The 22,842-nt window shown below is 64.8% G+C and carries 21 protein-coding genes; 10 read left to right on the forward strand and 11 right to left on the reverse strand.

The annotated features are described in order from the left end of the window. Positions 1-16: 16 nt before the first annotated feature. From INS93_RS17750 to zur, 6 genes are all read right to left on the reverse strand, one after another. A complete protein-coding gene (locus INS93_RS17750; protein ID WP_012020239.1) occupies positions 17-685 on the reverse strand; it encodes a methionine ABC transporter permease in 669 nt (222 codons plus the stop codon). Beyond that, complete coding sequence (locus INS93_RS17755) at positions 685-1,692, reverse strand: methionine ABC transporter ATP-binding protein (RefSeq protein ID WP_192984430.1); 1,008 nt, start codon at positions 1,690-1,692, stop codon at positions 685-687. The genes INS93_RS17750 and INS93_RS17755 overlap by 1 nt, the downstream gene beginning before the upstream one ends. Before the next feature lie 169 nt (positions 1,693-1,861). Beyond that, positions 1,862-2,701, reverse strand: a complete 840-nt coding sequence (locus INS93_RS17760; RefSeq protein ID WP_192984433.1) for a PA5502 family lipoprotein — start codon at positions 2,699-2,701, stop codon at positions 1,862-1,864. A gap of 153 nt (positions 2,702-2,854) precedes the next feature. Further along, entirely contained in the window at positions 2,855-3,643 is a 789-nt protein-coding gene (gene znuB, locus INS93_RS17765; protein ID WP_192984436.1) for a zinc ABC transporter permease subunit ZnuB, read from the reverse strand. Next, complete coding sequence (znuC, locus tag INS93_RS17770) at positions 3,643-4,431, reverse strand: zinc ABC transporter ATP-binding protein ZnuC (RefSeq protein WP_192984440.1); 789 nt, start codon at positions 4,429-4,431, stop codon at positions 3,643-3,645. The genes znuB and znuC overlap by 1 nt, the downstream gene beginning before the upstream one ends. Beyond that, on the reverse strand, positions 4,428-4,913 hold the full coding sequence (zur, locus tag INS93_RS17775; protein ID WP_079785179.1) for a zinc uptake transcriptional repressor Zur: 486 nt from the start codon (positions 4,911-4,913) through the stop codon (positions 4,428-4,430). Before zur ends, znuC begins: the two co-directional genes overlap by 4 nt. A 66-nt stretch (positions 4,914-4,979) precedes the next feature. On the opposite strand from zur, the gene znuA reads away from it, so the two are divergent. Together znuA and INS93_RS17785 are read left to right on the forward strand one after the other, a co-directional pair. Next, positions 4,980-5,924 (forward strand): zinc ABC transporter substrate-binding protein ZnuA, encoded by a 945-nt coding sequence (gene znuA / locus INS93_RS17780; RefSeq protein ID WP_192984443.1) that lies wholly within the window; start codon positions 4,980-4,982, stop codon positions 5,922-5,924. A gap of 217 nt (positions 5,925-6,141) precedes the next feature. Then, complete coding sequence (locus INS93_RS17785) at positions 6,142-7,407, forward strand: MFS transporter (RefSeq protein WP_192984446.1); 1,266 nt, start codon at positions 6,142-6,144, stop codon at positions 7,405-7,407. 48 nt (positions 7,408-7,455) lie between these two features. Here the strand turns inward: INS93_RS17785 and zwf are convergent, their stop codons facing one another. Continuing rightward, positions 7,456-8,877, reverse strand: a complete 1,422-nt coding sequence (gene zwf, locus INS93_RS17790; RefSeq protein ID WP_226945609.1) for a glucose-6-phosphate dehydrogenase — start codon at positions 8,875-8,877, stop codon at positions 7,456-7,458. A 268-nt stretch (positions 8,878-9,145) separates the two neighbouring features. On the opposite strand from zwf, the gene hexR reads away from it, so the two are divergent. The 4 genes from hexR (at position 9,146) to INS93_RS17810 (ending at position 13,243) form a co-directional block, all read left to right on the forward strand. Beyond that, positions 9,146-10,012 (forward strand): transcriptional regulator HexR, encoded by an 867-nt coding sequence (gene hexR, locus INS93_RS17795; protein ID WP_017676165.1) that lies wholly within the window; start codon positions 9,146-9,148, stop codon positions 10,010-10,012. A 96-nt stretch (positions 10,013-10,108) separates the two neighbouring features. After that, the gene (locus INS93_RS17800; RefSeq protein ID WP_192984452.1) at positions 10,109-10,321 is read left to right on the forward strand and encodes a PA3496 family putative envelope integrity protein; all 213 of its coding nucleotides are present in this window, start codon (positions 10,109-10,111) and stop codon (positions 10,319-10,321) included. 211 nt (positions 10,322-10,532) lie between these two features. After that, complete coding sequence (locus INS93_RS17805; protein ID WP_192984455.1) at positions 10,533-10,991, forward strand: (2Fe-2S)-binding protein; 459 nt, start codon at positions 10,533-10,535, stop codon at positions 10,989-10,991. Between the two features lie 14 nt (positions 10,992-11,005). Then, on the forward strand, positions 11,006-13,243 hold the full coding sequence (locus tag INS93_RS17810) for a xanthine dehydrogenase family protein molybdopterin-binding subunit (RefSeq protein ID WP_192984457.1): 2,238 nt from the start codon (positions 11,006-11,008) through the stop codon (positions 13,241-13,243). Between the two features lie 322 nt (positions 13,244-13,565). On the opposite strand, the gene INS93_RS17815 is transcribed toward INS93_RS17810, so the two are convergent. Together INS93_RS17815 and INS93_RS17820 are read right to left on the reverse strand one after the other, a co-directional pair. Next, entirely contained in the window at positions 13,566-14,753 is a 1,188-nt protein-coding gene (locus tag INS93_RS17815; protein WP_192984459.1) for an XdhC/CoxI family protein, read from the reverse strand. A 71-nt stretch (positions 14,754-14,824) separates the two neighbouring features. After that, complete coding sequence (locus INS93_RS17820) at positions 14,825-15,799, reverse strand: LysR family transcriptional regulator (protein ID WP_319017558.1); 975 nt, start codon at positions 15,797-15,799, stop codon at positions 14,825-14,827. A gap of 154 nt (positions 15,800-15,953) precedes the next feature. On the opposite strand from INS93_RS17820, the gene INS93_RS17825 reads away from it, so the two are divergent. From INS93_RS17825 to INS93_RS17840, 4 genes are all read left to right on the forward strand, one after another. Continuing rightward, on the forward strand, positions 15,954-17,369 hold the full coding sequence (locus INS93_RS17825; protein WP_192984462.1) for an acetyl-CoA carboxylase biotin carboxylase subunit: 1,416 nt from the start codon (positions 15,954-15,956) through the stop codon (positions 17,367-17,369). 8 nt (positions 17,370-17,377) lie between these two features. Then, positions 17,378-19,189, forward strand: a complete 1,812-nt coding sequence (gene oadA / locus INS93_RS17830) for a sodium-extruding oxaloacetate decarboxylase subunit alpha (protein WP_160016529.1) — start codon at positions 17,378-17,380, stop codon at positions 19,187-19,189. Between the two features lie 418 nt (positions 19,190-19,607). After that, positions 19,608-20,549, forward strand: a complete 942-nt coding sequence (locus INS93_RS17835; protein WP_017676156.1) for a sodium-dependent bicarbonate transport family permease — start codon at positions 19,608-19,610, stop codon at positions 20,547-20,549. Between the two features lies 1 nt (position 20,550). Beyond that, on the forward strand, positions 20,551-20,853 hold the full coding sequence (locus INS93_RS17840; RefSeq protein ID WP_116620385.1) for a P-II family nitrogen regulator: 303 nt from the start codon (positions 20,551-20,553) through the stop codon (positions 20,851-20,853). A 118-nt stretch (positions 20,854-20,971) separates the two neighbouring features. Here the strand turns inward: INS93_RS17840 and INS93_RS17845 are convergent, their stop codons facing one another. After that, entirely contained in the window at positions 20,972-21,700 is a 729-nt protein-coding gene (locus INS93_RS17845; protein WP_160016531.1) for a carbonic anhydrase, read from the reverse strand. A 180-nt stretch (positions 21,701-21,880) separates the two neighbouring features. Further along, positions 21,881-22,828 (reverse strand): carbohydrate kinase family protein, encoded by a 948-nt coding sequence (locus INS93_RS17850; RefSeq protein ID WP_192984464.1) that lies wholly within the window; start codon positions 22,826-22,828, stop codon positions 21,881-21,883. Positions 22,829-22,842: the final 14 nt, after the last annotated feature.

The raw sequence follows: 22,842 nt of genomic DNA on the forward strand, positions 1-22,842 counted from the left end.
TCGCCGCTTTTCATAATCACTTGCGAGAAAAATGTACGACCAGCCGATCACCGACCATCTGCAGCACCTGCACCAGGATCAGTAGCAGGATCACGGTCACGGCCATCACGTCCGGCTGGTAGCGCTGGTAGCCGTAGCGCACGGCCAGGTCGCCGAGGCCGCCGCCGCCGATCAGGCCGCTCATGGCGGTGTAGGACACCAGGGTAATCGCGGTGACGGTGGTGGCCGCGAGCAGACCGGGCAACGCCTCGGGCAGCAGCGCGCGGGTGATGATCTGCCAGGTGGTGGCGCCCATGGCCTGAGTCGCTTCGATGATGCCGCGCTCGACTTCGCGCAGGGCGGTTTCCACCAGGCGCGCGAAGAACGGCGTGGCGCCCACCACCAGCGGCGGAATGGCGCCGGCCACACCCAGCGAAGTACCGACCAGCAGCTCGGTGAAGGGGATCATCAGGATCAAGAGGATGACGAAGGGCACCGAACGCAGGATGTTCACCACCAGCGACAGCGCGCCGTAAAGGGCCTTCTGTTCGAACAGCTGACGCGGGCCGGTGAGAAACAGCAGCACGCCGAGCGGCAGGCCGAGCAGCACGGTGAACAGCATCGAGCCGAGTAGCATGTTCAGGGTGTCGAGGCTGGCCTGCCAGATTTCCGGCCAGAACACGTTGGGTAGCAGTTGTTCGAGCATCAGCGCAGTACCTCCAGATGCACGTCGGCGGTTTCAAAGCGCGCCAGCGCGGCGTCGATGTCGCCACCGGTCAGGGCCAGGGTGAGCTGGCCGTAGGGTGTGTCCTTGATGCGGTCGATGCGCCCGGCGAGGATGCTGTAGTCCACCCCGGTTTCACGGGCCACGGTGCCCAGCAGTGGTGCGTAGGTGGCTTCGCCCTGGAAGGTCAGGCGCAGGATGCGGCCCTCGACATGGGCGAAGTCGTCGCGCTGCTCGGCCTCGTCGACATGCTCGGACTCCTGCACGAAGCGCCGCGTGGTCGGGTGCTGCGGGTGCAGGAACACCTCGGCCACCGGGCCTTCCTCGACGATGACGCCGGCATCCATCACTGCCACGCGGTCGCAGACGCGGCGGATCACGTCCATCTCGTGGGTGATCAGCACGATGGTCAGGCCCAGTTCGCGATTGATCTCGGCCAGCAGTTGCAGCACGGCGGTGGTGGTCTGCGGGTCCAGAGCGCTGGTCGCCTCGTCGCACAGCAGGATCTTCGGCCGGGTGCTCAGTGCACGGGCGATGCCGACGCGCTGCTTCTGCCCACCGGAGAGCTGCGCCGGATATTTGTTGGCGTGATCCTGCAGGCCGACGCGCGCGAGCAGCTCGGCGACGCGGGCGTCGATCTCGGCGCGGCTCAGCTCGCCGGCCAGACGCAGCGGCATGGCGATGTTGTCGGCAACGGTCTTTGACGACAGCAGGTTGAAGTGCTGGAAGATCATCCCGACCTGCTGACGGAAACGGCGCAGGCCACCCGCATCGAGGGCGGTGACGTCGACACCGTCGATCTCGATGCGCCCACCCGAGGGTTCCTCCAGGCGGTTGATCAGGCGCAGCAGTGTGCTCTTGCCGGCACCGGAGTGGCCGATGATGCCGAACACCTGGCCGCTGCCGACCTGCAGCGTGGTGGGCTGCAGTGCCGGAATCTCGCGACCGGCGACGCGGTAGGCTTTGTGGACGGATTGAAACTGGATCACGCGAACGACCTTTTGGGTATGTTCAGGGCCGGGTTCTGGGATTGCTGAAGCGGCCGTTGGCGCCGGGTAGGCGCAAAAGGGCGCTAGTTTACCCGGCGGTGTTTAGGCCGAGAAAATCTTTGTTGGCCTATAGTTATTACAAAATGGCATTACCGATAAGCGACCGACATCAGTTGCGCTTTGGGCTCAACAGCAGGCGCGGTATCTGCTGCGGAGCGATCTTCTGGCTCAGCTGCGGACGGAAGCTCGGATCGAGTTTCTTGATGCGTGCCGAGAGCAGCGCGGCGACCCAGGGGTAATCCTTGGCCTCGCGTACTTCGATGCGCACCGCGCAGCGAAAGGTCACGACATCGGCGGCCACGCTGTCGAGCAGGCGGCGCAGGTTTTCGTTGTCCTGGCTGTCCAGCATAGGCATGGCCACGATGCTGGTGGCCGCGCTCGGATCGATCAGGCGTGCTGTCGGCTTGCTCTCGACCACGGGCGTCGGCTGGCTGGCAGGTATGGCTGCGACGCTCGCCGCGGCCTGGCGTTCGCTGGTCAGGCGCTGCTGGCGCAGTCGTTCCTGGCGCTCGGCGTCGAGCTTGGTGGCGGCATCGCGCGCCTGTTGCTCGGCAGCCGCCTGGCGCGCCGTGCGGGCGCTGTCGATGGCCTGGTTGAGGTCGTGACTCAGGGCTGGCGCCTGTGGCATCAGGCTGCGGGCCTGGCCCAGCGCCTGCGCGGCGCGGTCCAGATCGCCCTGCTGCAGCGCTTCGCGGCCCTGCTCCATATAAGCCTCGGCCAGCTGGCGCTGGTACTGCTCCAAGCGTGTGTCGCCGCTGGCGCGTTGCTGTAGCGTGCTGAGCTGGCTGCGCGCGTCGTCGAGACGTTCTTCGGCAAGGCTCAGGTCGAGCTGACGGAAGGCGACGACCAGATCGTCGACCGGCGGGAGGCTGTGCTGCTGGCTGCTCTGGCAACCGGCCAGGAGTAGAACCAGAAAAAGCGGAAGACCACGAAAAGCGAACGACTTCATAACTACGCGTCTCGAATTGTGCAAAAAACGCGCAATCATACAGGTTCGTACCACTGATTTCATCTCGATCGGTCGCGCCGTAGCCCGGATGCAATCCGGGGAAAACGTGCTGGAGCCTTCCCGGATTGCATCCGGGCTACGCAGAGCGCGCCATCAGCTGTTGCGCTTGGGCAGCGCAAAGCTGGCCAGAAACAGCGCAGCGGCGCTGACCACGATGGAGGGCCCGGCCGGCGTGTCCTGATACCAGGACAGCGCCAGGCCACAGCACACCGCCAGCAGGCCGAGCAGGCTGGCGCCCACGGCCATCTGCTCCGGCGTGCGCGCATGACGCTGGGCGGCGGCGGCGGGGATGATCAACAGCGAGGTGATCAGCAATACGCCAACGATCTTCATCGCCACGGCAATCACCACGGCGATCAGCAGCATCAGTGCCAGGCGAATCGCTGCCACCGGCAGGCCTTCGACCCGCGCCAGTTCCTCATGCACGGTGATCGCCAGCAGCGGCCGCCATAGCCAGGCCAACAGTGCCAGCACCAGCGCGCTGCCACCGATGATCCAGGCCAGGTCGGTGGGGCTGACGGCAAGCAGGTCGCCGAACAGGTAGCTCATCAGGTCGATACGCACGTCATGCATGAAGCTCAGCGCCACCAGGCCCAGCGACAGGGTGCTGTGGGCGAGGATGCCGAGCAGGGTGTCGGAGGCCAGTGGCTGGCGTTGTTGCAGGGTGACCAGCAGCACCGCGAGCAGCACGCAGCCGACCGTCACCGTCAGGGTCGGGCTGACGTCGAGCATCAGCCCCAATGCCACGCCAAGCAGGGCGGCATGGGACAGGGTGTCGCCAAAATAGGCCATGCGCCGCCACACCACGAAGGAGCCGAGCGGGCCGGCCACCAGGGCCAGGGTAAGGCCGGCGAGCAGAGCGTTGAGGAGGAAGTCGGGCATCAGTGTTTGCAACCAGGGCCGTGAACGTGCGCCGGGCCGTGGATGGTCAGGCCTGGCTGAACCACGCCGCCATGCAGGTCGTGAGCGTGGTCATGATGGTGGTGGTAGACGGCCAGGCTCTTGGCGTCCTGGCCGAACAGTTCGATGAAGGCCGGGTCGCCGCTGACCTGCTCCGGGTGACCGGAACAGCACACATGGCGGTTGAGGCAGACCACCTGGTCAGTGGCACTCATCACCAGGTGCAGGTCGTGCGAGACCATCAGCACGCCGCAGCCATGGCGCTCGCGCAGCCGCGAGATCAGCCGGTACAGCTCGGCCTGGCCGGCCACGTCGACGCCCTGCACCGGCTCGTCGAGCACCAGCAGTTGCGGCTCGCGCAGCAGGGCACGAGCCAGCAGCACGCGCTGCATCTCGCCACCGGAAATGCTCTGCAGCGGGCTGTCGATCACCTGCTCGGCGCCCACCTCGGCCAGTGCCGCCAGCGCGCGCTTGCGATCCACCCCCGGCACCAGGCGCAGGAAGCGCAGCACTGACAGCGGCAGGGTGGCGTCGACGTGGAGTTTTTGCGGCATGTAGCCGATGCGCAGGCGTGGCGCCCGGCGCACGTTGCCGCGCTCAGGCTGCAGCAGGCCGAGCACGACGCGCACCAGGGTGGTCTTGCCGGCGCCGTTGGGGCCGATCAGGGTGACGATTTCGCCGGGCTGCACGCTTAGTTGCACGTCATCCAGCACAGGCTGGCCGTTGAAGCTGACAGCGACCCCGTCGAGCTGTATCAGCGCATCGCTCATGCCGCGCCCTTGCAGCCTGCGCAGAGGCCGACCACTTCAACGGTCTGGCTTTCGACGACGAAACCGACGCCGGCCGCGCCGTCGACGATGGCCTGGCTGATCGCTGGCTGCTCCAGTTCGGTGGCCGCATGGCACGCGCGGCAGATCAGGAACTGGCCCTGATGCGCATGCTCGGGGTGGCTGCAGCCGACGAAGGCGTTGAGCGATGCAATGCGATGTACCAGGCCGTTTTCCAGGAGAAAATCCAGCGCGCGGTAGACGGTGGGTGGCGCGGCGCGGCGGCCGTCTTCGTCACTCAGTACGCCGAGAATGTCATAGGCGCCGAGTGGCTTGTGGCTGGCCCACACCAGCTCCAGCACGCGCTTGCGCAGGGCGGTCAGGCGCAGCCCCTGGCGGGCGCAGATGGCTTCGGCCTCGGCCAGCGCATGGCTGACGCAGCGGGAGTGGTCGTGAGGGCGTGCAGCCAGAGGTGTGTCGGTCATGGGCAAGGACGGCGCTGATAAGAGACGTTATTATATTACCCGTTCATTTCCATCCGAGTATGCCCCGTGTTGCGTCTTTTCTGCTTCTTTACCCTGTTTTTCGTCGCCAATGCCCAGGCCGAAGTGCGTGTCCTGACCAGTATCAAACCGCTGCAACTGATCGCTGCGGCGGTGCAGGACGGCCTCGGCGAACCCGAGGTGTTGCTGCCATCTGGTGCATCACCGCATCACTATGCATTGCGCCCGTCCGACGTACGGCGAGTGCGTGATGCCGACCTGCTGTACTGGATTGGCCCGGACATGGAGAGTTTTCTGCCGCGCGTGCTGGACAGCCGTGACAAGCCGCAGGTGGCTGTGCAGGATCTGCCCGGCATGACCCTGCGTCACTTCGGAGAAGATCATGAAGAGCATGAAAATGGCCACGATGATCATGATCACGCGCACGAACATGCCGGTGACGACCTGGGTCATGACCATGATCACCGTCCGGGCAGCCTGGATGCGCACCTTTGGCTGGCCGCTGACAATGCCCGGGTGATCGCCGCGCGCATGGCGGCCGACCTGGCTCAGCTGGATGCCGCCAACGCCGCGCGTTACGACGCCAACCTGCAAGCCTTCGAAGCGCGCCTGGATGCGCTCGATAGCCGTATCCGTCCGCAATTGGCTGCCTTGCAAGGCAAGCCGTATTTTGTCTTCCACGAGGCCTTCGACTATTTCGAGGCTGCCTACGGCCTCAAGCACGCCGGCGTATTCAGCGTGTTGACCGAAGTACAGCCCGGCGCGCGCCATGTCGCTGCCATGCGCAAGACGCTGCAAGAGGCTGGCCCGAGCTGCGTGTTCAGCGAACCGCCGCTGCGTCCGCGCCTGGCCGAAACACTCAGCGCCGGTTTGCCGGTCAAGCTGGCGGAACTGGATGCGCTGGGCGGTACCTTGCCGGTGAGTGCCACCGGTTACGAGCAATTGCTGGAAAACCTGGCAAACGGCCTGACCGAGTGCCTGGATAGCCTATAGGGCCTTTGGCGTCGTGAACTTTTTTCACGTAGCCCGGATGCAATCCGGGAGCGATAGCAACGGCCCCGGATTGCATCCGGGCTACAACCAATCGAACGTCCTGCCCCGTGGGAGGGGCTTCAGCCGCGACGAACCCGGCTACGAACTGTAACCACCCTCGCATTGCCGCTTGCAGGCGCAAACCACTAGGCTTGCGCTTTTGCCGCGAGCGCCCGCCATGTCGCCCACCGCACCTCGCCCATCCAACGCCACACTGGTGCTGCTGGCCTCGCTGTACTGCGCGCAGGGCCTTCCTTCCGGGCTGATCGCCCACTCGCTGCCGGTGCTGCTGCGCCAACATGGCGTCGACCTGGCGCTGATCGGCTTGCTCAAGCTGCTGGCGCTACCCTGGCTACTTAAAGTCTTGTGGGCGCCCTGGATCGACCGTCTGGCCTCGCCCCGCCTGGGCCATCACCGTGGCTGGATATTGCCGCTGCAAAGCGGCGTCATCGCCTGTGTCGCGGCACTGGCGCTGCTCGCCCCGCAGACGCTGTTCGGCTCCGGCCTGTGGTTGTTGCTCGGCTTGCTGCTACTGATCAACTTGCTGGCATCGACCCAGGACATCGCCACCGATGGCCTTACCGTGCGCCTGCTGCCCGAACGCTGGCGTGGTCTGGGCAACAGCCTGCAGGTCGGCGGCTACAAGGTCGGCATGATCGTCAGTGGCAGTGGCCTGCTGCTGGTGATCGACCCGCTGGGCTGGAACCTGGCGCTTGGCCTGCTGGCCGGCCTGATCCTGCTGATGACCGTGCCGATCTGGCTGTTCCCCGAGCGCCGCGTGTTGCCCTTCCAGCCAGCCCTGGCCGAAACCGCCCTCGGCCCGCGTCTGCTGTTGAACCACTATCGCGGCCTGCTGGCGCAGCCGGGCATGCTGCTGTGGCTGGCGGTGGTGCTGACCTTCAAGTTGGGCGACTCGCTCGGCTCACCGATGATCAAGCCGATGCTGGTGGATCAGGGCTGGAGCACCGGGGAGCTCGGCCAACTGACGCTGATCAGCAGCCTGGCCGGCATCGGCGGCGCGGTGATCGGCGGCCTGCTCTACGCCCGTATCGGCGTGCTGCGTGCGCTGATCCTGTTCGGCGCCCTGCAGGCCATCGGCATCGCCGCCTTGGCCTTGCTGGTGGGACAGGGCGCCAATACCGGGCTGGTCTACGCCGTGACTCTGTTCGAGCAGGTGGCCGACGGCATGTCCACCGTCGCCCTGTTCGCCGCGATGATGCGCATGTGCCGCCCCGAACACGAAGGCGCTGACTTCACCCTGCAGGCCTCGGCGCAGGTGCTGTTGTCCGGCTTCGTCGGGGCCAGCAGCGGGGTACTGGCCAAGGCACTGGGGTATGAAGGGTTGTTCCTCGGCGCCGGAGCGCTGGGCGTACTGGTGCTGGCGATGGTGTTGCTGCACCAAGGCAGCCTCAGGCGACAAGCCGCAAGCCAGTCGCCCGGATGAAATCCGCGGCGGTGCTGAAAGCCCCCGGATTGCATCCGGGCTACGCCTTCAGGCCCAGTGCCGGCCGTGGCGCTCGAGTAGGTGTTGCAGTTGCTCCGGCCCGTCGCTGCCGGCCGGGTAGGGGCGCGGGCTCTGGTAGTGCTGGTGCCAGCCCTGCAGAATCGGATCGACCCACTGCCAGGCCGCCTCCACTTCATCGCGGCGCATGAACAGCGTCGAATCACCGTCGATCACATCGAGCAGCAGGCGCTCGTAGGCGTCCCAACGGCGTTGCTGGTTGAAGGCGTTGGCCAGGTTGAGATCCAGCTCCACCGGTTTGAGGTGCATGCCCTTGCCGGGGTTCTTGGCCATCAGTTGCAGGCTGATGCGTTCTTCCGGCTGCAGGCGAATCAGCAACTGGTTGGCTTCGCCTTCGTGGAACAGGCGGTGCGGCACCGGTTTGAACTGGATGAGAATCTCCGAGGCCTTCTTCGCCAGGCGTTTGCCGGTGCGCAGGTAGAAGGGCACGCCAGCCCAGCGCCAGTTGTCGATCTCGACCTGCACGGCGACGAAGGTTTCGGTGTCGCTGTCATTGTCGACGTTCTTCTCGAAGTAGTAGGCGGGCACGTCATGGCCGCCGATCTTGCCGGCGGTGTACTGGCCGCGCACGGTCTTGTCCTGCACGTCGAGGCCGGAGATGGGTTTCAGCGCTTCGAGTATCTTCACCTTTTCGTTGCGCACCGCTTCGGCGTCGAAGCGCACCGGTGCTTCCATGGCCACCAGGCACAGCAGCTGCAGCAGGTGATTCTGGATCATGTCGCGCATGGCGCCGGCCTGGTCGTAGTAGCTGCCGCGATTTTCCACACCGAGGGTTTCGCACACGCTGATCTGTACGTGATCGATATGCCCGGCGCGCCATACCGGCTCGAACAGGGCATTGGCGAAGCGCAGCGCCATGAGGTTCTGCACGGTTTCCTTGCCCAGGTAGTGATCGATGCGAAACACCCGCGCTTCGTCGAACACGGCGCCGATGGCGGTGTTGATCGCACGGGCCGATTCCAGCGAGTGGCCAATGGGTTTTTCCAGCACGATGCGTGCTGCCGGGCCTGCCAGGCCGGCGTTGGCCAGATGCGCGGCGATGGCTTCGAACAGGCTTGGCGCGGTGGCCAGGTAGTAGACTCGCACGCGCTCGTCATCACGCCCCAGGCGTTTGGCCAGGCGGCCGAAATCGGCGCTTTGCGCAGCGTCCATGGCGAAGTAGTCGAGGCGCGCGGCGAAGCTGGCCCAGGTCTCGTTGGCGAAGTCGGCGCGCGCCACCTGAGCGCGGCAGTGACGCTCGGCCAGGGCCTGGTAGGCCTCGCGGGTGTGGCTGCTGCGGGCCAGGGCGAGGATGCGCACATCGGCGTGCAGGCGTCCTTCGCGGTGCAGGTGATAAAGCGCTGGCAGCAGTTTATGTAGGGCCAGATCGCCCGTACCACCGAAGACCAGCATGTCGCAGGGGATGCTCAAGGGAAGACTCCGACTCGTTGTGGCAGGCCGTTGCAAGCTACCTGCGTTTGCAGCAAAGAGGCAGTGAAAAGATCGGCTGCGCCCCTCTGCCGGAAAGTTCGTTCAGCGAATTGGCAGCCGCTTGGCTGTGCGCGGGTGCGAGCTATGTAGTATAACTACAAGGTCACTACAACCGCCGGCCGCCGATCATAACCGAGCCATGACCCGCCGAGTGCCGCGGTAGACCCTTTTCTGCATAGAGCCTATCTCAGTGAATCTGTTGCAACACATCGCCCAGTCGCGCCACCTGCTGCGCAAGTCCGAGCTCAAGGTGGCCGATCACGTCTTGCTCGATCCTGCATCGGTGATGCACAGCTCCATGGCCGAGCTGGCGCATAGCGTCGGCATCAGCGAGCCGACCATCGTGCGCTTTTGCCGTGCCATCGGTTGCAGCGGCTTTCAGGACCTCAAGCTGAAGCTGGCGCAGAGCCTGGCGGCCGGGGCCAGCTTCGGCCAGTTCGCGATTCACGAGGATGACTCGGTCGCCGACTTCAGTCTGAAGATCTTCGACACCACCCTGCATACGCTGATGGAAGTGCGCGAGAAGCTCGACCCCGAGGCGTTGCAGCGCGCCATCGCCGCCTGCTCGAAGGCTCAGCGCGTGGAGTTCTATGGCTTCGGTGCGTCCGGCGCGGTGGCAGCCGATGCCCAGCACAAATTCTTCCGCCTGCTGCTCAACGCCGCGGCCTATTCCGACCCGCACATGCAGGCAATGAGTGCGGTGACCCTGCAGCCGGGCGACGTGGCGGTGTGCATTTCCCAGTCCGGCCGTTCCAAGGACCTGCTGATCACCGCCAACCTGGTGCGTGAGTCCGGCGCCAGCCTGATCACCCTGTGCCCGAGCCAGACACCGCTGGCGGAGCTGTCGACCGTCAACCTGGCGATCGACGTACAGGAAGATACCGAGATCTACACCCCACTGACTTCGCGCATCGCCCACCTGGTGGTGATCGACGTGCTGGCCATGGGCGTGGCCATGGCGCGCGGGCCGAGCCTGGTCAACCACCTCAAGAGCGTCAAGCGCAGCCTGCGCAGTTTGCGCCTGTCGCCGAAGTCGCTGCGCAACACCGAGGATTGAGAGAACGGGTTCACCGCCTGTTCATCCGCTCGCCGTCAAAGCGTCATCTTCGCGGAACAAGCTGAGGCCTCCAGTCCTCGTTCCGGGAGAACCGAGATGCCTCGTATCTTCGATGACGCGCACCTGCACGACCAACCTGACGCCAAGACCCGGCGCAAACTGCAAGACCAGCGCCGCATGGCCTATCGCCGGGCCATCGAACACTACGCCGAGCAGTGCCAGCTGCAACGCGAGCTTGCCGACTTCCCCGAGCTGGTTTCCGCCAGCTACCTTCAGCACGCCGAACCTGATTCGCGCCGCGCCGCCTGACTTTCTTGTTGCCCTGCCTGCGGGCAGGGCAGTGAGCTTGCCCGATTCTACGAACTTATTGCCCGGTTCTGCCGATCTCTGTGGTCGGCGGCGACAGCAGGTTTTGCGCCCTCTACAGTGGTGATCTGGCCCCCTGCGTGCGGGGTTGACCGTGACCACCGGCATGCCATGCCGGAACCATCAGACACCATCAGAACAAGGTGGGCAGACCATGATTACCCTGAATCTCAATGGCAAGGACCATGAGCTGGACGTGGCCGCTGACATGCCGCTGCTCTGGGCATTGCGCGACGTCGCCAATCTCACCGGCACCAAGTACGGCTGTGGCATGGCCCTGTGCGGCGCCTGCACGGTGAACGTTGAAGGCCAGCCGACCCGCTCCTGTGTCACCCCGGTATCGGCGGTGGCCGGCAAGCGCATCAGCACCATCGAAGCGGTCGGCGAAGACGCCGTGGGCAAGGTGGTGCAGGAAGCCTGGCGGCAATTGGACGTGGTGCAATGCGGCTACTGCCAGTCCGGGCAGATCATGGCGGCGACAGCGTTGCTGAGCAGCAACAAGGCGCCGAGCGATGCCGATATCGATGCAGCCATGAGCAGCAACATCTGTCGCTGCGCCACCTATGTGCGGATTCGTGCCGCCATTCATGAAGCTGCCGGCAAACTGGCCTGAGGAGGCGCATAGACATGGGCAAGATCGAAACCCCCGATAGCGCCACTCGCGGCATCCTCAATGTCAGTCGTCGCACCCTGCTCAAGGGGGCAGGTGGCCTGGCGCTGGGCATCTTCTTCGCGCCGCTGATCCGCGGTATGGACGCGCTGGCGGCGGGCGGCCCGCTGGAGCCGAACGCCTTCGTCCGTATAGACGTTGACGGCACGGTGACCGTGCTGGCCAAACACCTGGAAATGGGCCAGGGCAGCTACACCGGCCTGGCCACCTTGCTCGCCGAAGAACTGGATGCCGACTGGGACAAGGTGCGCGTCGAAGGTGCGCCGGCCGACGCCAAGCGCTACAACAACCTCGCCTTCGGCCCCATGCAGGGCACGGGCGGCAGCACCGCCATGGCCAACTCCTGGGAGCAGATGCGTAATGCCGGTGCGACCGCCAAGGCCATGCTGGTGGCTGCGGCCGCGCGGCGCTGGGGCGTGCCGGCCAGTGAAATCAGCGTCAGCCAGGGCGTGGTAAGTCACCCCGGCTCGGGTCGCAGCGCCGGTTTCGGTGAGCTGGTCGAGGCGGCGGCGTCACTGCCGGTGCCGGAGCAGGTGCAACTCAAGGACCCTAAGGACTTCAAGCTGATCGGCAAGCGCGAGCTGCGCCGCAAGGACAGCCCGGGCAAGACTGATGGCAGCGCCATCTTCACCCAGGACTTCAAGCTGCCCGGCATGCTGGTGGCCATGGTTGCCTACCCGCCGCGTTTCGGCGGCGTGCCGCGTTCGGTCGAAAGCAGCAAGGCCAAGGCCGTGCGCGATGTGGTCGAGGTGGTGGAGTTTCGCGATCTGCCCCACGGTCGCTCCGGTGTCGCCGTGCTGGCGAAGAACACCTGGGCGGCGCGGCAGGGCCGCGATGCGCTGGTAATCGAGTGGGACGAGAGTCAGGCCTTCACCCTTGGCAGCGAGGAGATTTTCGCGCAATACCGCGACAGCGCCAGCAAACCAGGTCTGCCGGCGGCAAGCAAGGGCGATACAGATGCGGCGCTGGCCCAGGCGGCTAAAACCGTCGAGGCCGACTACGAGTTTCCTTATCTGGCCCATGCGGCGATGGAGCCGATGAACTGCCTGGTGAAACTTTCCAGCGATCGCTGCGAAATCTGGAACGGCGAGCAGTTCCAGACCGTCGACCAGGCCGTCATCAGCAGTTATCTGGGCCTTACGCCCGAGCAGGTTTCGCTGACCCAACTGTACGCTGGCGGCAGTTTCGGTCGTCGCGCCAGTTCGGTGTCGGATTACCTGCTGGAAGCGGTGGCAATCACCAAGGCCGCGCGCGACAAGGGCGTGGATGCCCCGGTGAAAATGGTCTGGACGCGCGAGGACGATATCCGTGGCGGTTCCTTCCGGCCGTTGTACCTACACCGCGTACGCATCGGCCTGGATGAGGCCGGCAAGCTGCAGGCCTGGCATAACCGTATCGTCGGCCAGTCGATCATTGCTGGCACTTCGATGGAGCCGTTCCTGGTCAAGGACGGGATCGACCACACCTCGGTGGAGGGGATCTCCAATCTGTCCTACGCGGTGCCCAACCTGCAAGTGGAGCTGAGCACGCCGACCAATATCAAGGTGCCGGTGCTCTGGTGGCGTTCGGTCGGTCATACCCACACCGGTTACGTCGCTGAAACCATGATCGACGAGGCCGCCGTCGCTGCAGGCCAGGACCCTTACGCCTTCCGCCATGCGTTGCTGGAAAGTCATCCGCGTCATCGCGGTGTGCTGGAGCTGGCCGCCAAGCAAGCCGGTTGGGACAAGCCGCTGGCGGCGGGTGCCGAGGGCGAAAAGCGCGGGCGTGGCATTGCCGTGCACGAGTCGTTCGGCTCGTTCGTGGCGCAGGTGGCCGAAGTCACGGTGAAGGCCGATGGCAGCTACCGTCTGGATCGCGTGGTGTGCGCCGTGGACTGCGGTATCGCCATCAACCCGGACGTGATCAAGGCGCAGATGGAAGGAGGTATCGGCTTCGCCCTGGCGGCCGCCCGGCACAGCGCGATCACCTTGAAGGAAGGGCGGGTCGAGCAGTCGAACTTCCACGACTTCCAGGTGTTGCGCCTGAACGAAATGCCTAAGGTCGAGGTACATATCGTACCGTCGGCGGCAAATCCGACCGGTGTCGGTGAGCCGGGTGTACCGCCGCTGGCGCCAGCGTTGGCCAACGCCCTGTTCGCGGCCACTGGCGTGCGTCTGCGCAAGTTGCCGTTCCCGGCGCAGATCAAGGCCTGAGGTCTGGTACGGTAGACACGACGCCCGGGCAATTGCCCGGGCGTTTTTGTTTCAGCCGGTCGCGGCTAAAGCCCCTCCCACAACTCTGGCATCCTGCTTCCTCTAGCTCCTGCTTCCGTGCAGTCGCAGCGGCGAGCTTTTTGAGTATTGATCGCGGCTGAAGCCGCTCCTACGGGGGGCTGTGTCGGACGGTAGACGGTGCCGCTCTGTGTAGGAGGCGCTCCAGCGGCGAGCTCTTGCGGTTGATCGCGGCTGAAGCGGAGTGTCGCTCTCACAGAGGTGCTGTGTCAGGCCGTAGCCCGGATGCAATCCGGGGCTTTGATCAGGAGGCCGTCCGCCTGGTCGCTGGCTCGATCTCGCTGCAACCCTGCGCCGTCGGCGTATGGATCGCCGCCTGGCGGTGCTTGAGCATGCCACCTGTGCGCAGGTTAATGGCGGCGGTCATCTCGGCGAGAATCGCCGTGGCCACGCTTTCCGGCGTATCGCCGCCGATATCCAGGCCGATGGGATAGTGCAGTCGTTCCAGCGCCGGTAGTTGTTCGCTGTGCTGGCGAATCTCGTCCAGCAGGCGTTCGGTACGGTCGCGCGGCCCCAATTGGCCGATGTAAGCCGGTGCGCCCTGTAGCACGCTGCCTAGCCAATGACGATCCTGGCTGTAGCTGTGACTCATGATCGCCACCATGGCGCCGTCGGTGAGCGTGTGCAGATCGTAGGGCGGCCGGGCATCGACCTGCAGTACAGCATCGGCGTCGGGAAAGCGCTCGGCGCGGGCGAAATGGGCGCGGCCATCGACCACGGTGACGTGCCAGTCCAGCAGCTTGGCCATATGCGTCAGCGGCTGCGCGTCATGCCCGGCGCCGAAGATCACCAGCCGCCGCTGCGGCGCCAGGTATTCGCAGAACACCTCGATCTCGCCACGCGCATCACGGTAGCTGCGCAGTGAGGATCGGCGATCGGTCAGGGTTCGTTGCAGATCGGCGCGAACCTCGGCGTCGAGCGCGGGATCGAGCAGGCGGCCGTTGTCGCTGAGCGATGGATGCAGCAACAGGCGCTCACCCACACGCACACGGGCGTTGCGATAACTGCAGATCACCGTGGCGACCGCCCCCGCCTGGCCGCTCTCACGCACCTGGCGCAGCAGTTCGAGCACGGCCAGCGGCTTTTCCGCGCTGTGGCGCTCGAGCAGCACATGCACGGTGCCGTTGCAGCCGAGGCCGAAGGTCAGTGCGGCGTCCTGATCGTCCTCGTCGTCCTGGGTGGCGGTGCTGTAGCGACGGATCACGGCTTCGCCGCCATCGGTCAGCCACCAGGCCTTCTTCGCCACCTCGGACTCCAGGCAGCCGCCGCTGATGGTGCCCACGGTGCCGCCGTAGAGCGGGATCAGCATGCGCGCGCCGGGGCGGCGATAGGCTGAGCCTTCGACCTTGACCACGGTGGCGAGCACGGCCTGGCCGTTGTCGCGCTCGAGCGCGTGAAGGGCGCCGAGCAGGGCGCTGATTCCCGACAGCATTGATTTCTCCCAGGCAGGTTTTGGTGGAGCGATCGCAGGCTGCCAATGTCCCGTATGCCAGTTAAGAAGGGTTAGGCCGATCCTGCGAGATTCTTGCCCGATCCTGCGTGGCTGGGCTGGAAGCGTTCGGCCAGTTTGACGATTTGCGCGCGCTCGGTGCGGATGAAGTCGACGAAGGCCTGCGCCACTGGCGACAGGCGCCTGCCACGGATATTCACCACGCACCAGCTGCGCTGCAATGGCAGCTCGGCCACCGGCAGTTCACTCAGCAGGCCATGCTGCAATTCCAGGCGCACGGCATGGCGCGGCAGCAGGGCGATGCCGAGTCCGGCCAGTACCGCCTCGCGCTGCGATTCCAGCGAACCGATTTCCAGGGTATTCGGGAAGTGCGCACGTTTCTGATGGCAGTACTCCTCACAGGCGCGGCGGGTCCCCGAGCCGCTTTCGCGAATCAGCAGCGGGTAGGGCGTGAGGTCGTGCAACTGCAGGCTGTCCGCCTCGCACAGGGGATGATCCGGTGGCGCCACGGCAATGATGGGGTTGTTGAGGAAGGGCATGAAGTCCAGCGCCATGTCCTGCGGCACCTGGCTCATGATCATCAGGTCGTCGCGGCTCTGGGTCAGGCGACGCACCACCAGCGCGTGATTGACCACCGTTAGGTTGAGGCTGACTTCCGGGTATTGGCGGCGAAATTCGGCGAAAAGGTGGGGAATGAAATATTTCGCGCTGGATTCCACGCACAGGTTGAGCTGCCCCTGCAGTGAGCCCTGCAGGTCGGACAGCTGCATGTCGAGGCTCTCCAGGCGGCCGAAGATATCGCTGCTGGCGCGTTTGAGTGCCTCGGCGGCCTCGGTCAGGTAGAGCTTCTTGCCGACGTATTCGAACAACGGCTGGCCCACCAGCTCCTCCAACTGACGAATCTGCAGGCTGACGGCGGGCTGGGTCAGTGACATCTCCTCGGCCGCGCGGCTGTAGGAGCCGTGTTCGCACACGGCACGGAACACCTGGAGCTGGCGCAAGGTCATGCGCAGCAGGGTTTTACGCACGGTTTCGTCCTCGTTCGGTCAATGCATAAGTAATTACTTATGCACGATCAAATAATTATTCATTTTTGTTAATTCGTATAGCCGGATAGGGTTTCACCACGTTTGCAACCAACTGTTGCAGCGGCCCTTGCAGCTCTGCGCTGAGGATTGGATCGTGATAAGAAAAATACTGATCGCCAACCGTGGTGAGATTGCCGTCCGCATCGTGCGGGCCTGCGCCGAGATGGGCATTCGCTCGGTAGCGATCTACTCCGATGCGGACCGTCATGCCCTGCACGTCAAGCGTGCCGACGAGGCGCACAGCATTGGCGAAGATCCGCTGGCCGGCTATCTGAACCCGCGCAAGCTGGTCAATCTGGCCGTGGAAACCGGTTGCGACGCGCTGCATCCCGGTTACGGTTTTCTTTCCGAAAATGCCGAACTTGCAGAGATATGCGCCGAACGCGGCATCAAATTCATAGGCCCAAGCGCGGAAGTCATCCGCCGCATGGGCGACAAGACCGAAGCCCGCCGCAGCATGATGGCCGCTGGCGTACCCTGCACCCCCGGCACCGAAGGCAACGTCGCCGACCTGGCCGAAGCCCTGCGTGAAGCCGAGCGCATTGGCTACCCGGTGATGCTCAAGGCCACCTCCGGTGGTGGCGGTCGCGGCATTCGTCGCTGCAACAGCCGCGAGGAGCTGGAGCAGGCCTACCCACGTGTCATCTCCGAGGCGACCAAGGCCTTCGGCTCGGCCTCCGTCTTCCTGGAAAAATGCATCGTCAATCCGAAGCACATCGAGGCGCAGATTCTCGCCGACAGCTTCGGTAACACCGTGCACCTGTACGAGCGCGATTGCTCGATCCAGCGCCGCAACCAGAAGCTCATCGAAATCGCCCCCAGCCCGCAGCTCACCCCCGAGCAGCGTGCCTACATCGGCGACCTGGCCGTGCGCGCCGCGCAGGCCGTGGGCTACGAGAACGCCGGTACCGTGGAGTTCCTGCTCGCCGAAGGCGAGGTGTACTTCATGGAAATGAACACTCGGGTGCAGGTGGAGCACACCATCACCGAGGAAATCACCGGCCTCGACATCGTACGCGAGCAGATTCGCATCGCCAGCGGCCTGCCGCTGTCGGTCAAGCAGGAAGACATCATCCACCGTGGATATGCCCTGCAGTTCCGCATCAACGCCGAGGACCCGAAGAACAACTTCCTGCCCTCGTTCGGCAAGATCACCCGTTACTACGCGCCCGGCGGCCCCGGCGTGCGCACCGACACGGCGATCTACACCGGCTACACCATTCCGCCCTATTACGACTCGATGTGCCTGAAGCTGATCGTCTGGGCGCTGACCTGGGAAGAGGCAATGGACCGTGGCCTGCGCGCGCTGGACGACATGCGCGTGCAGGGCGTGCGCACCACCGCGCCCTATTACCAGGAAATTCTGCGTAATCCGGAATTCCGTAGCGGCCAGTTCAACACCAGCTTCGTCGAAAGCCACCCGGAACTGACCCAGTACTCGATCAAGCGCAACCCGTCGCACCTGGCCATCGCCATCGCCACCGCCATCGCTGCCCACGCGGGCCTGTAGGGGACATCATGAGTAAGAAGATCACCGTTACCGATACCGTCCTGCGCGATGCCCACCAGTCGCTGCTGGCCACGCGCATGCGCACCGAAGACATGCTGCCGATCTGCGACAAGCTCGACCGCGTCGGCTACTGGTCGCTGGAAGTCTGGGGCGGCGCCACCTTCGACTCGTGCGTGCGTTTCCTCAAGGAAGACCCGTGGGAGCGCCTGCGCCAGCTCAAGGCGGCGCTGCCCAACACCCGCCTGCAGATGCTTCTGCGCGGGCAGAATCTGCTTGGCTACCGCCACTACAGCGATGATGTGGTCAAGGCCTTCGTGGCCAAGGCCGCGGTCAACGGCATCGACGTGTTCCGCATTTTCGACGCGATGAACGACGTGCGTAACCTGCGCGTGGCCATCGAGGCAGTGAAGGCTGCCGGCAAGCACGCCCAGGGCACCATCGCCTATACCACCAGCCCGGTGCACACCACCGAGGCCTTCGTCGCCCAGGCCAAGGCCATGCAGGCGATGGGCATCGATTCTATCGCGATCAAGGACATGGCCGGCCTGCTCACGCCTTACGCCACCTTTGCGCTGGTCAAGGCACTGAAGAGCGAAGTCGACCTGCCGGTATTCATCCACAGTCACGACACCGCCGGTCTCGGCTCGATGTGCCAGCTCAAGGCCATCGAAGCGGGTGCCGACCATATCGACACCGCTATCTCCAGCCTGGCCTGGGGCACCAGCCATCCGGGTACCGAGTCGATGGTCGCCGCGCTCAAGGGCAGCGAGTTCGACACCGGCCTCGATCTGGAGCTGATCCAGGAGATCGGCATGTACTTCCATGCAGTGCGCAAGAAGTACCACCAGTTCGAGAGCGAGTTCACCGGCGTTGATACCCGCGTGCAGGTCAACCAGGTGCCGGGCGGGATGATTTCCAACCTGGCCAACCAGCTCAAGGAGCAGGGCGCGCTGAACCGCATGAACGAAGTGCTGGAAGAAATTCCGCGCGTGCGTGCCGACCTCGGCTTCCCACCGCTGGTTACGCCGACCTCGCAGATTGTCGGCACCCAGGCGTTCTTCAACGTGCTGGCCGGCGAGCGCTACAAGACCATCACCAACGAGGTGAAGCTGTACCTGCAGGGCCGCTACGGCAAGGCGCCGGGCAAGGTCGACGAGCAACTGCGCAAGCAGGCCATCGGCAGCGAAGAAGTGATTGACGTACGCCCGGCCGACCTGCTCAAGCCCGAGTTGGCGCGCCTGCGTGAAGAGATCGGCAGCCTGGCCAAGTCCGAAGAGGACGTGCTGACCTTCGCCATGTTTCCCGATATCGGGCGCAAGTTCCTCGAAGAGCGCGCGGCCGGCACCCTCAAGCCGGAAGAACTGCTGCCCATGCCGAACGGTCAGGGCAAGGCCGCGCCGGTGGGTGGCGAAGGCGTGCCGACCGAGTTCGTGGTCGACGTGCATGGCGAAAGCTACCGCGTGGACATCACCGGTGTGGGCGTCAAGGGCGACGGCAAGCGCCACTTCTACCTGTCCATCGACGGCATGCCGGAAGAAGTGGTGTTCGAGGCGCTCAATGAATACGTCGCAGGCGCCGCTGGCAAGCGCAAGCAGGCCGGTGCACCGGGCGACGTGTCCACCACCATGCCGGGCAACATCGTCGATGTGCTGGTCAAGGAAGGTGACACGGTCAAGGCTGGTCAGGCGGTGCTGATCACCGAAGCAATGAAGATGGAAACCGAAGTGCAGGCGCCGATTGCCGGTACCGTCAAGGCCGTTCACGTGGCCAAGGGCGACCGCGTCAATCCGGGCGAAGTACTGGTGGAAATCGAAGGTTAACCTCTATGGAGCCCGGCCTGTTGGATGGGCAAGTTTGACGGGGCGTAACCCGGGCTCCTTTTTTATTCAGCGCCACGGCGCAGGTTTGTCCCGGGGGCCGCGAGGCTCCCTTTTTTTGCACGGCACATCCATGTGCTTCACCCCTCGGTGGCCCCGCGCAAAACGCTAACGGCGTTTGTGCGACTCGCCAGCGCGGGGGCAGCCGGGCATGCCGGCTAAGCTTTCCGGCCATGCCCCGGCGTTTCGCCTTCGTGGCGAGGCAAAGCAGGGCGATCAGCACCGCCTTGTGCCGGGGTATGGCCCTTTCCTTTGCGTGTACGTGGCCGTCCGGGTGGGGTGCGCCGTGCGCACCGGGGCGGGTGGTGAACAGTGGCAGGTGTGCACAGCGCACCCTGAGAAGCAGGGGAGGTGAACTGAGGTGGGTCTGGATCCGGTGGTGCTGTTTTTCGTCTTCGGCCTGGTCGCCGGCCTGCTCAAGAGTGAGCTGAAGCTGCCGGCGGCGCTGTACGAGACGCTGTCGATCATTCTCTTGCTGGCCATCGGTCTGCACGGCGGTGTGGAGCTGGCACAGCAGGCCAGCCTGCAGCTGCTCGGTCAGTCGGCGCTGGTACTGGCGCTCGGCGTGCTGCTGCCGATCCTGGCGTTTGTCCTGTTGCGCGGCCTGCGCTTCGACCGCGTCAATGCTGCGGCGGTGGCGGCGCACTACGGTTCGGTCAGCGCCGGTACCTTCGCCGTGGTGGTGGCCTACATGCTGGCCAAGGGCATCGAGTTCGAGAGTTACATGCCGCTGTTCGTGGCCATCCTGGAGATTCCAGCGATCCTGGTCGGTATCGTCCTGGCCAAGGGCATTTCGCGCGAGACGCACTGGGGCGAACTGGGCCGCGAGATCTTCCTGGGCAAGAGCATCATGCTGCTGCTCGGCGGCCTGGTGATCGGCGCGATCGCCGGCAAGGAGGCGATCAAGCCGCTGGAGCCGCTGTACACCAGCATGTTCAAGCCGGTGCTGGCGTTCTTTCTGCTGGAGATGGGCCTGATCGCCTCCGGCCAGCTCGGTGCGCTGAAGCAGTTCGGTGTGCGCCTGGCGGCCTTCGCCCTGCTGATGCCGCTGCTCGGTGCGTTGATCGGCGCCTTGCTGGCGCGCTTCATGGGCCTGAGCCTGGGTGGCACGGCGATGCTTGCCACGCTCGCGGCCTCGGCGTCCTATATCGCGGTGCCGGCGGCCATGCGCCTGGCCTTGCCCGAGGCCAACCCGTCGCTGTCGCTGACCGCCTCGCTGGGCATCACCTTCCCATTCAATATCCTGATCGGCATTCCGCTCTACCTGGCGCTGGCCGAACGACTGATCGCCTGGGGGTTCTGAGATGAACGCACATAGCCGCACCCTGCTCACCGTGATCTGCGAGGCGGCGTTGGAGAAGCGCCTACTGGCCGATCTGGAAGCGCTCGGCGCACCCGGCTGGACCATTTCCGACGCGCGTGGTCGTGGACACCGTGGCGTGCGCAGCGCCGGCTGGGACACCGAAGGCAACATCCGCCTGGAAATCATCTGCAACCGCGAATTGGCCGAGCGCATCGCCGAGCATCTGCAGGCGCGCTACTACGACCACTTCGCCATGGTCTGCTACCTGGCGCAGGTGGAAGTGCTGCGTGGGGAGAAGTTCTAAGGCGCATCAGGGGACGGAGCCGCCTGGGCCGTGAAACTCTGGGAGGAGCATCGCGGCTAAAGCCCCTCCCACAATACCCACCGTGACCGTGGGAGGGCTTTAGCCGCGAGCCTGCGTATCAGCTTTGTGGAAAACGCGCGCGTGGCGTCGCCATTGGAATCTTGTCGCCGTCGAGCGGCAGGAAGCTGCCCAACTCTGCATCGTAGGCCTTGATCTGGCTGGTTTCGATGTCATACACCCAGCCATGGATGAACAGTTGGCCGCGCGCCAGTTTGGCCGCCACCGACGGGTGAGTACACAGGTGGTTGAGCTGCGCCACCACGTTCTCTTCGGTGAGTACGCTCAGGGCTTCCTTGTCGTCGCTGCAGTTGCAGTTCTCTGCCACTACGCTGCGCGCCACCTCGGCATGACGTAGCCAGGCTTTTACAGTGGGCATGGTTTCCAGTGAGGCCGGGTTGAGCACCGCCTTCATCGCGCCACAGTCGGAGTGGCCGCAGATGACGATGTGTTGCACGCCCAGGGCCATCACCGCGTACTCGATGGCGGTGGAGACGCCGCCCATCATCTGCCCGTAGGCCGGCACCACGTTACCGACGTTGCGGTTGACGAACAGGTCGCCAGGCGAGCTCTGGGTGATCAGCTCCGGCACCACGCGCGAGTCGGCGCAGGTGATGAACATGGCGCGTGGGTTCTGGGCGGTGGCGAGCTTCTTGAACAGTTCTTCCTGCTGCGGGAAGACCTCGTTGCGAAAGCGCTTGAAGCCATCGACGATGCTGTGCAGCGCCTGCTCGGCGGTTTCGTTGCCCTCGTGGACCTGAAGCGGAATCACCTGATGTTTGTAAGGCATGCCCTGAACCTCTGGGTTATCTGAAAATACGCTGCTAGAACGACAGTCGCTGCGCTGTGCGAGTCACACACCAAGTGTCGCCTCCAGCGAGCTGAGCGACAACCGGCGGTTTCGGGCCATTCGCCTCGGCGCACAGGGAGCCTGTGCCGCTGCCAGGTGATGCAGCGAGGGGTGGCTGGGTCAGCGCGCGCTCTGCCGCTCCAGCTCATGCAGGTAGGGCAGGTCGGGGCCGACCCGCGAGCAGGTCAGCGCAGCAGACTCGATGGCCAGGCGTAGCATGTCGTTGATCTGTTCACGGCTCAGCGTTTCCAGCGCCTCGGGGGTGTCCAGGGCATGGCGGGCCAGGTAACTGAGCAGCGCGGCCTGGAAGGTATCGCCAGCGCCGACGGTGTCACGGGTGTGCACCTCCACTGCCGGGGCCGACCAGTGCCCGTGGCGGCAGTGGACGCTGGCGCCTTTGCTGCCGTGGGTGAGAAACACCAGTTGGCAGCGCTGGTTGAGCCAGCTCGCCGCTACCTGCTGCGGGTCGCGCTCGGGGTACAGCAGCTGCAGATCCTCTTCGCTGACCTTGATCAGGTGCGCATAGCCGGCGAAGGTCTCGACGCGCTCGCGCCAGTGGGCGATATCAGGCGCCGGACCGAGACGCACGTTCGGGTCGAGGCTGATCAGGCGCTGCCGGTGTTCGCGTTGCACCAGCTGCAGCAGCGTGCTGGCCACCGGCTCCACCACCAGAGAGAAGGAGCCGACGTGCAGGCCGCGCACCTGCGCATCCAGTGTCGGCAGGTGCTCGGTGAGCAGTTGGCGGTCGGCACAGCCTTCGCCACGGAAGGAATACTGCGGTGAGCCGGCAGCGTCCAGGCCGACCATCGCCAGGGTGGTCGGCGCATCGCTGGCGATCAGGTAGGCATCGTTCACGCCCTCGTCACGCAGCACCTGGCGCAGGCGCTGGCCGAGGCTGTCCGAGGAAATCCCGGTGAACAGCGCCGAGTCGGCGCCCATCCGGCGCAGGCCCAATGCCACGTTGAACGGCGAGCCACCGGCGATGGCCTTGAAGGCCAGCTCATTGCCACGCCCATCGTCGCTCTGGATGAACACATCGAACAGTGCTTCGCCACAGACCAGGTACATAGGCGTCTCCTCTA

This window comes from Pseudomonas sp. EggHat1, assembly GCF_014892995.1.
GTDB classification, from domain to species: domain Bacteria; phylum Pseudomonadota; class Gammaproteobacteria; order Pseudomonadales; family Pseudomonadaceae; genus Aquipseudomonas; species Aquipseudomonas chaetocerotis.